General features: G+C 64.0%; 10 protein-coding genes and 1 tRNA gene. 10 read left to right on the top strand and 1 reads right to left on the bottom strand.

The window, feature by feature from the left end:
- Positions 1-9: 9 nt before the first annotated feature.
- From pqqC to L1F06_RS14485, 8 genes are all read left to right on the top strand, one after another.
- Positions 10-762 carry a pyrroloquinoline-quinone synthase PqqC gene (gene pqqC / locus L1F06_RS14520; protein WP_129482232.1) on the top strand — a complete coding sequence of 251 codons (753 nt, stop codon included), beginning with the start codon at positions 10-12 and terminating at the stop codon, positions 760-762.
- 82 nt (positions 763-844) lie between these two features.
- Positions 845-1,123: a pyrroloquinoline quinone biosynthesis peptide chaperone PqqD gene (gene pqqD, locus L1F06_RS14515; RefSeq protein WP_107320898.1), complete on the top strand. Its 279-nt coding sequence runs from the start codon at positions 845-847 to the stop codon at positions 1,121-1,123.
- Positions 1,095-2,249, top strand: a complete 1,155-nt coding sequence (gene pqqE / locus L1F06_RS14510; protein WP_129482233.1) for a pyrroloquinoline quinone biosynthesis protein PqqE — start codon at positions 1,095-1,097, stop codon at positions 2,247-2,249. Before pqqD ends, pqqE begins: the two co-directional genes overlap by 29 nt.
- The gene (locus L1F06_RS14505; RefSeq protein ID WP_129482234.1) at positions 2,237-4,120 is read left to right on the top strand and encodes an alpha/beta hydrolase family protein; all 1,884 of its coding nucleotides are present in this window, start codon (positions 2,237-2,239) and stop codon (positions 4,118-4,120) included. The genes pqqE and L1F06_RS14505 overlap by 13 nt, the downstream gene beginning before the upstream one ends.
- A gap of 77 nt (positions 4,121-4,197) precedes the next feature.
- A complete protein-coding gene (gene ercA / locus L1F06_RS14500; RefSeq protein WP_129482235.1) occupies positions 4,198-5,361 on the top strand; it encodes an alcohol dehydrogenase-like regulatory protein ErcA in 1,164 nt (387 codons plus the stop codon).
- The gene (locus L1F06_RS14495; protein ID WP_129482236.1) at positions 5,345-7,069 is read left to right on the top strand and encodes a hybrid sensor histidine kinase/response regulator; all 1,725 of its coding nucleotides are present in this window, start codon (positions 5,345-5,347) and stop codon (positions 7,067-7,069) included. The genes ercA and L1F06_RS14495 overlap by 17 nt, the downstream gene beginning before the upstream one ends.
- Before the next feature lie 80 nt (positions 7,070-7,149).
- Positions 7,150-7,557 carry a PA2779 family protein gene (locus tag L1F06_RS14490; protein ID WP_012018428.1) on the top strand — a complete coding sequence of 136 codons (408 nt, stop codon included), beginning with the start codon at positions 7,150-7,152 and terminating at the stop codon, positions 7,555-7,557.
- Positions 7,542-8,495: a PA2778 family cysteine peptidase gene (locus L1F06_RS14485; RefSeq protein ID WP_129482237.1), complete on the top strand. Its 954-nt coding sequence runs from the start codon at positions 7,542-7,544 to the stop codon at positions 8,493-8,495. Before L1F06_RS14490 ends, L1F06_RS14485 begins: the two co-directional genes overlap by 16 nt.
- Positions 8,496-8,548: 53 nt before the next feature.
- Here L1F06_RS14485 and L1F06_RS14480 read toward each other — a convergent pair whose 3' ends face one another.
- The gene (locus tag L1F06_RS14480) at positions 8,549-9,832 is read right to left on the bottom strand and encodes an NAD(P)/FAD-dependent oxidoreductase (protein WP_129482238.1); all 1,284 of its coding nucleotides are present in this window, start codon (positions 9,830-9,832) and stop codon (positions 8,549-8,551) included.
- A gap of 184 nt (positions 9,833-10,016) precedes the next feature.
- Here L1F06_RS14480 and L1F06_RS14475 point away from each other — a divergent pair.
- Positions 10,017-10,093, top strand: a tRNA-Val gene (locus L1F06_RS14475).
- 264 nt (positions 10,094-10,357) lie between these two features.
- Complete coding sequence (gene thrS, locus L1F06_RS14470; RefSeq protein WP_129482239.1) at positions 10,358-12,280, top strand: threonine--tRNA ligase; 1,923 nt, start codon at positions 10,358-10,360, stop codon at positions 12,278-12,280.
- Positions 12,281-12,290: the final 10 nt, after the last annotated feature.

Raw genomic sequence — 12,290 nt, 5'->3', positions numbered from 1 at the left:
GAGATCCTGATGAGCCAAACTGCCATGAGCCCTGCCGAATTCGAGCAGGCGCTGCGCGCCAAGGGCGCGCTGTACCACATCCATCATCCGTTTCATCGCGCCATGTACGAAGGGCGCGCCACCCGCGAGCAGATCCAGGGCTGGGTGGCCAACCGTTTCTACTATCAGGTCAATATTCCGCTCAAGGATGCGGCGATCCTCGCCAACTGTCCGGACCGGGAAACGCGGCGCGAGTGGATTCAGCGCATCCTCGACCACGATGGGGAGCCAGGCGAAGAAGGCGGCATCGAGGCCTGGCTGCGCCTGGCCGAGGCGGTCGGCCTCGACCGCGAGCAGGTGCTGTCGCAGGAGTTGGTGCTGCCCGGTGTGCGCTTCGCCGTCGACGCCTACGTCAACTTCGCCCGCCGCGCCAGTTGGCAGGAGGCGGCCAGCAGCTCGCTGACCGAGCTGTTCGCGCCGACCATCCACCAGTCGCGCCTGGACGCCTGGCCGCAGCACTACCCGTGGATCGACGCGGCCGGTTACGACTACTTTCGCAATCGCCTGAGCCAGGCGCGCCGCGATGTCGAGCATGGCCTGCGCATCACCCTCGAGCACTACCGCACCCGTGAGGCGCAGGAACGCATGCTGAACATCCTGCAGTTCAAGCTCGACGTGCTGTGGAGCATGCTCGACGCCATGAGCATGGCCTACGAGCTGGAGCGCCCGCCGTATCACACGGTGACGGCCGAGCGCGTCTGGCATCGGGGGATCGCTTTATGATCAAGACAGCGGTGCACATGGCGCACCCTACGGCCGCATTCCACGTAGGGTGCGCCGCACGCACCACGACGGAGTCGCAACCATGACCTCGACCATCCTGCCCACTGTCCCCGCCATCCGCCGCGGCTTCCGCCTGCAGTTCGAGCCGGCCCAGGGCTGCCACGTGTTGCTCTATCCCGAGGGCATGATCAAACTCAACGACAGCGCCGGCGAGATTCTCCAGCAGGTCGATGGCAAGCGTTCGGTGGCCGAGATCATCGACAGCCTGCACCAGCGCTTCCCCGACGTGCCCGGCATCGACGAGGACATCCTGGCCTTTATCGAGGTAGCCCATGCCCAGTTCTGGATCGAGCTTCGCTAAGCCGGGCGTGCAGGTCGGCCCGCCGCTCTGGCTGCTGGCCGAGCTGACCTATCGCTGCCCGCTGCAGTGCCCGTACTGCTCCAATCCGCTCGACTTCGCCAAGCAAGGCGCCGAGCTCAGCACCGCCGAGTGGATCGAGGTGTTTCGCCAGGCCCGTGAGCTGGGCGCGGCGCAGCTGGGCTTTTCCGGCGGCGAGCCGCTGGTGCGTCAGGACCTGGCCGAGCTGATCGCGGCGGCGCGCGGCCTGGGCTACTACACCAACCTGATCACCTCCGGCATCGGCCTGACCGAAGCGAGGATTGCCGAATTCGCCGAGGCGGGGCTGGACCATATCCAGATCAGCTTTCAGGCCGCCGACGAGGAGGTGAACAACCTGCTGGCCGGCTCGCACAAGGCCTTCGCGCAGAAGCTGGCCATGGCCCGAGCGGTCAAGGCCCATGGCTACCCGATGGTGCTGAACTTCGTCACCCATAGGCACAATATCGACAATATCGAGCGCATCATCGAGCTGTGCCTGGAGCTGGAGGCGGACTTCGTCGAACTCGCCACCTGCCAGTTCTACGGCTGGGCCGAGCTCAATCGCGCCGGCCTGCTGCCAACCCGTGCGCAGCTGGAGCGCGCCGAGCGCATCACCAACCAGTGGCGCGACAAGCTGGCGGCGGAGAACCACCCCTGCAAGCTGATCTTCGTCACTCCCGACTACTACGAGGAACGGCCCAAGGCCTGCATGAACGGCTGGGGCAACCTGTTTCTCGACATCACTCCGGACGGCACGGCGTTGCCGTGCCATAGCGCGCGCCAGCTGCCGGTGCAGTTTCCCAATGTGCGCGAGCACAGCGTCGAACATATCTGGCGGCATTCCTTCGGCTTCAACCGCTTTCGTGGCGACGACTGGATGCCCGAGCCATGCCGCAGCTGCGATGAGAAGCACAAGGATTTCGGCGGCTGTCGCTGCCAGGCCTTCATGCTCACCGGCGATGCCAGCAACGCCGACCCGGTGTGCAGCAAGTCGGCGCACCATGAGGTGATTCTCGCCGCGCGCCGCCAGGCCGACGAGGCGCCGCTGGGACTGGGCGAGCTGCAATACCGCAACGAGAAGGCCTCGCGAATCATATGCAAGGCGTAGGGTGCGCCGTGCGCACCGATCCCGACAGCATCTGGGGCGCCGAGCAGGCGGCTGCGGCCAGCGCCGATTTTGCCGAGTTGCACGCTGCTCATGGTGGCGTGCTGTGGGTGGCGTTCGATCCACTGCAGGCCCGTTGCGGGCTGTTCTTCTGCTGCGATGGTGCGGTGTGTGAACTCACGCCGCCGGGGTTTTCCGTGCGCAGCCGCGTCTATGAGTACGGCGGTGGCGCCTGCTGCGCCACGGAGCAGGGCGTGGCCTTCGTCAATGAGCATGATCAGCAGATCTATCGCATTGATATCGGCCTGGACGGCGGTGCGCACGGCGCACCCTACCTGATCACTGATCAGCCTCACTGCCGTTATGGCGACCTGTCCTTCGTTTCCGCCTGGCAGGCGCTGCTGGCGGTGGAGGAGAGCCATGAGACGGGGGCGGTGGTGCACCGCCTGGTACGTATCGGCCTCACCGGCCATCGCCAGGTGTTGATCGAGGGCGCTGACTTTTATGCCGCACCGGTGGCCGACCCCAGCGGCCAGCGTCTGGCCTGGATCGAATGGGATCGTCCGTACCAGCCCTGGGTCGCCACGCGCCTGTGCCAGCGCGAGTCCGGTGAACGTACCCGCGTGCTGGCCGGGCAGGGCAGCGATCAGGCTCTGCAGCAGCCACGTTTCGATGCGCAGGGCCGGCTGTGGGTGTTGAGCGACAAAGCGGGCTGGTGGCAACCCTGGTGTGTCGATGTGCAAGCGCAACCTCAGGGCGCTCCCTGCGATCACGCCCCCGCGCCCTGGCAGCTGGGTGGCCGAACCTATCTGCCGCTGGAAAATGATGAGTTTCTGTTGACTCGTTTCGAGCAGGGGAGAGCAGTTCTCGTAGGGTGCGCCATGCGCACCAACCCTCTCGCCTCCATGGCCAATGGTGCGCACGGCGCACCCTACGAGCGGCGTTTGGCTGGAGATTTCACCCGCTTCCGCTCGCTGACCGCCGATGCCGAGCATTTCTATTGCATCGCCGCTGCGCCGGATCGTCTACCAACGGTGCTCGCCATTCGCCGCAGCGATTGCGCACCGCGAATACTAGCTGGCGGTGAGGCGCCCCTGAGCGAGGATCATCTGGCCCGGCCGCAGCCGTTTAGCTGCACAGTGGGCGAGGGTGAGCACTGCCATGGCTTTTTCTACTCGCCGGTTTCCACCAAGGAACGCCCGCCACTTGTGATTTTCCTGCATGGCGGTCCGACCTCGGCCTGCTACCCGGTGTTCGATCCGCGCATCGCCTTCTGGACGCTGCGCGGCTTCGCCGTGCTCGACCTCAACTACCGTGGCAGCAGTGGCTACGGCCGCGCCTATCGCCTGCGTCTGGCTGGCGGGTGGGGCGAGCTGGAGGTCGAGGACATTCGCGCCGCCATCGAGGCCCTGGGTGGGGAGGGCCGTATCGATTCGCAGCGTGTGTTCGTGCGCGGCGGCAGCGCTGGCGGTTTCAGCGCGTTGCGAGCGCTCGCCGAACTGCCGCAGCTGCGTGGCGGCGCCAGTCTCTATGGCGTCAGCGACCCGCTGGCGCTGCGCCGGGTCACCCACAAGTTCGAGGCGGATTATCTGGACTGGCTGATCGGCGACCCGCAGCAGGATGCCGAACGTTATCGCCGCCGCACGCCGCTATTGCAGGCCGACAGGATCAGGGTGCCGGTGATTTTCTTCCAGGGCGCGCTGGACGCCGTGGTGGTGCCCAGCCAGACCGAAACCATGGTCGAGGCGCTGCGCAGCCGAGAGTTGCCGGTGGAATATCACCTGTTCGCCGAAGAACGCCATGGTTTCCGTCAGGCCGCCAATCTGGCCGAGGCCTTGCGCGCTGAACACGCCTTCTACCGGCGGCTGATCTGAACGGAGGTCGCATTGCATAAACCGGGCGATGCAGTAGGCTGAGCGCAATTCCATAACAACAAGATCCGGGCCGTTGTATGAGCCATGATTTGAGTCAGCTGCGTAAATTCGTCTCTCCGGAGATCATCTTCGGCGCCGGCTCCCGGCATAACGTCGGCAACTACGCCAAGACCTTCGGCGCGCGCAAGGTGCTGATCGTCTCCGACCCCGGTGTGGTGGCAGCCGGCTGGGCTAGGGACGTGGAAGTCAGCCTGCAGGCCCAGAGCATCGACTATTGCCTGTATACCGGCGTCTCGCCCAACCCGCGGGTGGAAGAGGTGATGACCGGCGCCGAGCTGTACCGCAGCGAAGGTTGCAACGTCATCGTCGCGGTCGGTGGCGGCAGCCCGATGGACTGCGCCAAGGGCATCGGCATCGTCGTTGCCCACGGGCGCAATATCCTCGAGTTCGAGGGCGTGGACACCCTTCGCGTGCCCAGCCCGCCGCTGATCCTGATCCCCACCACTGCCGGCACCTCGGCCGATGTGTCGCAGTTCGTGATCATCTCCAACCAGCAGGAGCGGATGAAGTTCTCCATCGTCAGCAAGGCGGTGGTGCCGGACGTGTCGCTGATCGACCCGGAAACCACCCTGAGCATGGATCCCTTCCTGTCCGCCTGTACCGGCATCGACGCTCTGGTGCATGCCATCGAGGCGTTCGTCTCCACCGGTCACGGCCCGCTCACCGACCCGCATGCGCTGGAAGCCATGCGCCTGATCAACGGCAACCTGGTACAGATGATCGCCAACCCGGCGGACATCGCCCTGCGCGAGAAGATCATGCTCGGCAGCATGCAGGCCGGTCTGGCCTTCTCCAACGCGATTCTCGGCGCGGTGCATGCCATGAGCCACAGCCTCGGCGGCTTCCTCGATCTGCCGCATGGCCTGTGCAATGCGGTACTGGTCGAGCACGTGGTGGCCTTCAACTACAGCGCCGCACCGGAGCGCTTCAAGGTCATCGCCGAAACCCTCGGCATCGACTGCCGCGGCCTCACGCATACGCAGATCCGCCAGCGTCTGGTCGAGCATCTGATCGCCTTCAAGCATGCCGTGGGCTTCCGTGAAACCCTCGGTTTGCACGGTGTCGGTAAGTCGGACATTCCGTTTTTGTCCAGCCATGCCATGGACGATCCGTGCATCCTCACCAACCCGCGCGAGTCGACCCAGCGCGACGTCGAGGTGGTCTATGGCGAGGCGCTCTGACGAAGCGCTGGCCGGGCTGCTGGGGCTCAGCAGCCAGTCGGCGCGCAAGAGTCATTACCCCGAGCTGCTGGCCCGCCTGGAAGAGCTGGAAACCGAGCGCAATCGCTACAAATGGCTGTTCGAGCACGCGGTGCACGGCATCATCCAGGCCAGCCTGCAGGATGGCGTGCTGGCAGCCAACCCGGCGATGGCGCGCATGCTCGGCTACGACGATCCGCAGCAGGTGCTGTGGTCGCTGGGCGATCTAGCGCGGCACCTGTTCGTCGGTGGTTTCGACGAGCTGGAAGTGATTCGCCAGCGCCTGAGCCAGGGCCAGGCCCTGCTCGGCTACGAAACGCGCCTGCGCCGGCGCGATGGCAGCACCATCGACGTGCTGATGAACCTGTTGCTCAAACCGGAGGGGGAAGGGGTCTTCGAAGGCTTCGTCGCCGATATTACCGAGCGCAAGCAGGCGCAGCAGCGCCTGCAGCAGCTCAATGACGAACTGGAGCGCCGCGTCGCCGCGCGCACCTTCGAGCTGCTCGAATCCAACCGCAACCTGCAGCGGCAGATCGAGGAACGCGAGCGCATCGAGCTGGCCCTGCGCGAGGCGCGCGACGCCGCCGAGGCAGCCAACAGCAGCAAGGACAAGTACCTGGCGGCGGCCAGCCACGACCTGCTGCAACCGCTGAATGCCGCGCGGCTGCTGATTTCCACCCTGCGCGAACGGCAGTTGCCCAGTGCCGAGCACAATCTGGTCGAGCGCAGCCACCTGGCGCTGGAGGGCGCCGAGGATCTGCTCGCCGACCTGCTGGACATTTCCAAGCTGGACCAGGCCGCGATCAAACCGGATGTCGACGTCTATCGTCTGCAGGAACTGCTGGCGCCCTTGGCGTCCGAGTTCGAGGGCGTCGCCGCGGCCGCTGGCGTGCGTCTGCGCGTGCGCATTGCCGACTGCGCAGTGCACACCGACTTTCGCCTGCTCACGCGCATCCTGCGCAATTTTCTCAGCAACGCCTGCCGTTACACCGAAAGCGGGAGCGTGCTGCTCGGCGCGCGGCCGCGTGGCGCCTTCGTAGAACTGCAGGTGTGGGACAGCGGTCGCGGCATAGCGGCCGATCAGCTGGACAAGATTTTCCTCGAGTTCAACCAGCTGGATGTCGGCCGCGCCACCGAACGCAAGGGCGTCGGTCTGGGGCTGGCCATCGTCGAGCGCATCGCGCGCATGCTCGGTTACCCGGTGCAGGTGCGTTCCGAGCCCGGGCGTGGCTCGGTGTTCAGCATTCGCGTGCCCCGTGCCGAGGCGCGTCCCCAGCGCCAGGCGCAGCCCGCATTGCAGCCGGTATTGGGAGACCCCTTGCCGGGGCGGCGTCTGCTGGTGATCGACAACGAGGCGGAAATTCTCCACAGCATGGCTGCGTTGCTCGGGCAGTGGGGCTGCGAGGTGATCACCGCGCTGGATCTGCCCGAGGCCCTGCAGCGTTTGCAGGGCAGGGCGCCGGACCTGATCCTGGCCGACTTCCACCTGGATCACGGCGTGCTCGGCTGTCAGGTGATCCAGCAGTTGCGCGACGCGTTTGCCAGTGCGATCCCTGCCCTGATCATCAGCGCCGACCGCAGCGATGCCTGTCGCCGCGACCTTCAGGCACTGGGGGTTCCGCTGCTGAACAAGCCGGTCAAACCGGGCAAGTTGCGTGCGGTGCTCAGCCAGCTTCTGCAGGAAACGTGAACGGCTGCGGACTATCGGGCTGAACCTGCGCGCTTGCGATGCTGTCTATTGGCTACCTCGTCCCTCAGGAGATAACCACAATGACAATCACCATGAACCCCGTTATGCGCCGCCTGGCGGCCATCACCGCACTGTTCCACCTGCTTCTGGTGGTGCAGATTCCCGCCGCCAATGCCGCGATGATCGGCACCCACGAGGTGATCGCCGAGCAGCAGCACCAGGTGGATCAGCAGCAACTGATGGCCATGCTCGATGACGAGCAGGTGAAGGAGAAGCTGGTGGCCATGGGCGTCGATCGCGAGCAGGTCGAATCGCGTATCGCCAGCCTGACCCCGGCCGAGCTGGCGCAGTTCAACCAGCAACTGGATCAGGCCCCGGCAGGTGCCGGTGTGGTCGGCATCATCGTGCTGTTTCTGGTGATCTTCATCATCACTGATATGCTGTGCGCCACCAACATCTTCAATTTCGTCAAATGCATAAATCGCTGATTCGCCTCTGCTGTATCGCTTCCATCGTTCTACTCGCAGCCTGCGCTCGGTCTCCGGTGTTGTCACCGGAGGCCGAGCGTCTGCCTGAACGGGTCGAGCTCACCGACGTTCCCTTCTTCCCCCAGGACGCCTATCAGTGTGGCCCGGCGGCCTTGGCCACCATGCTCAACCAGCGCGGTCTGATGACCACTCCGGGTGTGCTCAAGGACAAGGTCTATCTCCCCAGCCGTGAAGGCAGTCTGCAGGTGGAGATGGTCGCCACCGCTCGCAGCCACGAGATGCTGGTCTATCCGCTGCAGCCGCGTCTGGAGGCGCTGCTGGCCGAAGTGGCCGCTGGCAACCCGGTGCTGGTGCTGCAGAACCTGGCATTCGACTGGTACCCGCAGTGGCATTTCGCGGTGGTGGTCGGCTACGACCGTCGCGAGCGCACGCTGATCCTGCGCTCCGGTACCACGCGTCGACTGGTGGACAGCTTCGCCAGCTTCGACAAGACGTGGGCACGGGGTGGCCGCTGGGCCGTGTTGACCTTGCCGCCGGAGCGCCTGCCGGCGCAGGCGGACATGCATGCATGGATGAAGGCCGCCAACGACCTCGAGCAAACCGGCAATGCCCAGCCGGCGCGGCGCGCCTATCGCCGGGCCAGCGAGGCCTGGCCGGAGCAGGCGCTGCCCTGGTTCGCCCTGAGCAACAGTCGCTACGCCGACGGTGACCGCAAGGGCGCCGAGCAGGCGCTGCGCGAGAGCCTCAAGCGCGAGGCGGATTTCGCGGCCGGCTGGTTCAACCTGTCCCAGGTGTTGGGCGAGCAGGGTTGTGCGCGCGAGGCGCAGCAGGCCCAGGCCTGTGCTCAGCGTCTGGCGCCGGAGGATTCGCGGTTCTCCGTGCCGCCGAAAGTCAGCGGTTCTGCCGAGCAGTGTCAGGCCTTGCCGGCCTGTCCGTGATGCACAAACGATAACGGCGCCCTCGGGCGCCGTTATCGTTCATGGGCTGTTGCTCAAACGCCCAGCTTGTCGCGCAGCGTGTAGTACCAGGCGCCGATGGCGCTGAACGGCACCTGGAACATCCGCCCGCCGGGGAATGGGTAGTGCGGCAGCCCGGCGAAGGCGTCGAAACGCTCGGCCTGACCGCGCAGCGCCTCGGCCAGCACCTTGCCGGCCAGGTGTGTGTAGGTGACGCCGTGACCGCTGCAACCCTGCGAGTAGTAGATGTTGTCGCCGATACGGCCGACCTGCGGCAGGCGCGACAGTGTGAGCAGGAAGTTGCCGGTCCAGGCGAAGTCGATCTTCACATCCTTGAGCTGCGGGAAGGTCTTGAGCATCTTCGGACGGATGATCGCCTCGATATTGGCCGGGTCGCGCGCGCCGTAGACCACGCCGCCGCCGAAGATCAGGCGCTTGTCGCCGGACAGGCGATAGTAGTCGAGCAGGTAGTTGCAGTCCTCGACGCAGTAGTCCTGCGGCAGCAGGCTGGCGGCCAGCTCATCGGACAGCGGCTCGGTGGTGATCACCTGAGTGCCGCACGGCATCGACTTGGCCGACAGCTCGGGCATCAGGTTGCCCAGATAGGCGTTGCCGGCGACCACCACGAACTTGGCCTTGATGCGCCCTTCGGGCGTGTGCACCACGGGATTCGCACCGCGCTCGATGCGGATGGCGGGGGATTGTTCGTAGATCACGCCGCCGAGCGACTCCACCGCTGCCGCCTCGCCCAGCGCCAGGTTCAGCGGATGGATGTGGCCGCCGCTCATGTCCAGCATGCCGCCGACGTAGTTGTCGGTGGCCACGACCTCACGGATGCGCTTGCTGTCCAGCAGCTCCAGCTGGGTATGGCCGTAGCGCTCCCATAGCTTCTTTTGCGCTTCCAGGTGGCCCATCTGCTTGCCGGTGAGCGCGGCGAACACGCCGCCGTCCTTCAGGTCGCACTGGATGTCGTACTTGGCGATACGCTCGCGGATGATGCGCCCGCCCTCGAAGGCCATCTGCCCGAGCAGTTGCGCCTGCTTGGGGCCGACGCTGCGCTCGATCACGTCGATGTCGCGGCTGTAGCTGTTGACGATCTGCCCGCCGTTGCGGCCCGAGGCGCCGAAGCCGACCTTGGCGGCTTCGACGATGCTGACCTTGAAACCGTTTTCCAGTAGGAACAATGCAGTCGACAGCCCGGTATAGCCGGCACCGACGATGCACACATCGGTTTCCACCTCGCCCTGCAGGGCAGGGCGTTGCGGGGCTGGGTTGGCTGAAGCGGCGTAGTAGGATTGTGGATATGCCGTGTGCGCCATTTTGAACCTCTGTTCTTTATTTTTTACGAATAAGGCGATGCTACCTGAGTTGAAAATGGCCGGCTAGTGCCCGTGCAAAATATTCAACGTTCCTGCTTTGAATAAAAAATTGGCCTATTTCAGTGAGTTAGCGAAAAAACCTGTTGACGGCCAAAAAGATCTGCGTAGAATGCGCACCCATCGAAGGCACATAGCTCAGTTGGTTAGAGCACCACCTTGACATGGTGGGGGTCGTTGGTTCGAGTCCAATTGTGCCTACCAAATCGATAAGAAAGGGGTCGCCAAGCGACCCCTTTTTTGTTTTCCGAATTTGCGATGGCTTACGCCCTGTTTGTTGTTGCGGCTGCTTGTCAGGGTTCAGGCTTTCTGAAAGCATCCGCACTCTTTACTTCCAGTGACTCTGGTTCGGTCTGGTTGGCCTTCGGGCTCCTGCCATCGTTAGGTGGGTATACCGCTGAATCGCTTCCTGGCTCATCCCAACCCACGTGACCTTTGGTAGGGGTCACCACTAGGAGAGGAGGCGCCATGCCCACCATTACTCTTCCCGACGGCAGTCAGCGTTCGTTCGATCATCCGGTATCCGTACTGGAGGTCGCTCAATCCATTGGTGCAGGTCTGGCCAAGGCCACCCTGGCCGGCAAGGTAAACGGCAAGCAGGTCGATGCCTGCGACGTTATCGATACCGACGCCACCTTGCAGATCATCACGCCGAAGGACGAAGAGGGGCTGGAAATCATCCGCCACTCCTGTGCTCACCTGGTTGGGCATGCGGTCAAGCAGCTGTACCCGAACGCCAAGATGGTGATCGGCCCGGTCATCGATGAAGGCTTCTATTACGACATCGCCATCGATCGTCCCTTCACGCCGGATGACATGGCGGCCATCGAGAAGCGCATGGCCGAGCTGATCGACAAGGACTACGACGTCATCAAGAAGATGACGCCGCGTGCCGAGGTCATCGAGCTGTTCAAGTCGCGTGGCGAGGAGTACAAGCTGCGTCTGATCGACGACATGCCGGACGAAAAGGCCATGGGCCTGTACTTTCATGAAGAGTACGTCGACATGTGCCGCGGCCCGCACGTGCCCAATACCCGCTTCCTCAAGGCCTTCAAGCTGACCCGCATTTCCGGGGCCTACTGGCGCGGCGACTCGAAGAACGAGCAGCTGCAGCGCATCTATGGTACTGCCTGGGCGGACAAGAAGCAGCTGGCTGCCTATATCCAGCGCATCGAAGAGGCCGAGAAGCGCGATCACCGTCGCATCGGCAAGCAGCTCGACCTGTTCCATCTGCAGGAAGAAGCGCCGGGCATGGTGTTCTGGCATCCCAATGGCTGGACCGTCTACCAGGTGCTGGAGCAATACATGCGCCAGGTGCAGCGTGAGAATGGCTACGTGGAAGTGCGCACGCCGCAGGTGGTCGATCGCATTCTCTGGGAGCGTTCCGGCCACTGGTCCAACTATGCCGAGAACATGTTCACCACGGCCTCGGAGAATCGCGATTACGCGGTCAAGCCGATGAACTGCCCGTGCCACGTGCAGATCTTCAACCAGGGTCTGAAGTCCTACCGCGACCTGCCGCTGCGTCTGGCCGAGTTCGGTGCGTGCCACCGCAACGAGCCGTCCGGTGCGCTGCACGGCATCATGCGCGTGCGCGGCTTCGTCCAGGACGATGCGCACATCTTCTGCACCGAAGATCAGGTGAAGAAGGAGGCGGCCGATTTCATCAAGCTGACTCTGCAGGTCTATGCCGACTTCGGTTTCACTGATATCGCCATGAAGCTTTCGACTCGTCCGGCCAAGCGCGTGGGTTCCGAAGAGCTGTGGGATCGCGCCGAGGGTGCGTTGGCCGATGCGCTGAACGAGTCCGGTCTGGCCTGGGAATATCAGCCGGGCGAGGGCGCCTTCTACGGTCCGAAGATCGAATTCACCCTGCGTGACTGCCTGGGTCGCAACTGGCAGTGCGGTACGCTGCAGTACGATCCGAACCTGCCGGAGCGTCTGGACGCCAGCTATATCGCCGAAGACAACAACCGCAAGCGCCCGGTCATGCTGCACCGCGCGATTCTCGGTTCGTTCGAGCGTTTCATCGGCATGCTGATCGAGCACTACGCCGGTTCCTTCCCGGCCTGGCTCGCGCCGACCCAGGCGGTGATCATGAATATCACCGACAAGCAGGCCGATTTTGCCCGCGAAGCGGAGAAAACTCTCAATCAAAGCGGTTTTCGTGCCAAGGTTGACTTGAGAAACGAAAAGATCGGCTTTAAAATCCGCGAGCATACCTTGCTCAAGGTTCCCTATCTCTTGGTTATTGGAGATCGGGAAGTCGAGACACGATCCGTTGCTGTGCGCACCCGCGAAGGCGTAGACCTAGGGTCAATGCCTCTCGAGCAGTTCGCCGCGCAGTTGCAGCAAGCGGTTTCCCGGCGTGGTCGCCAAGATTTGGAGTAAGAACTATTAA

It is taken from the genome of Pseudomonas hydrolytica (assembly GCF_021495345.1).
GTDB lineage: Bacteria > Pseudomonadota > Gammaproteobacteria > Pseudomonadales > Pseudomonadaceae > Aquipseudomonas > Aquipseudomonas hydrolytica.
Note: the sequence above shows the minus strand (reverse complement) of the source record. Positions and strands in the feature narration are given on the sequence as shown.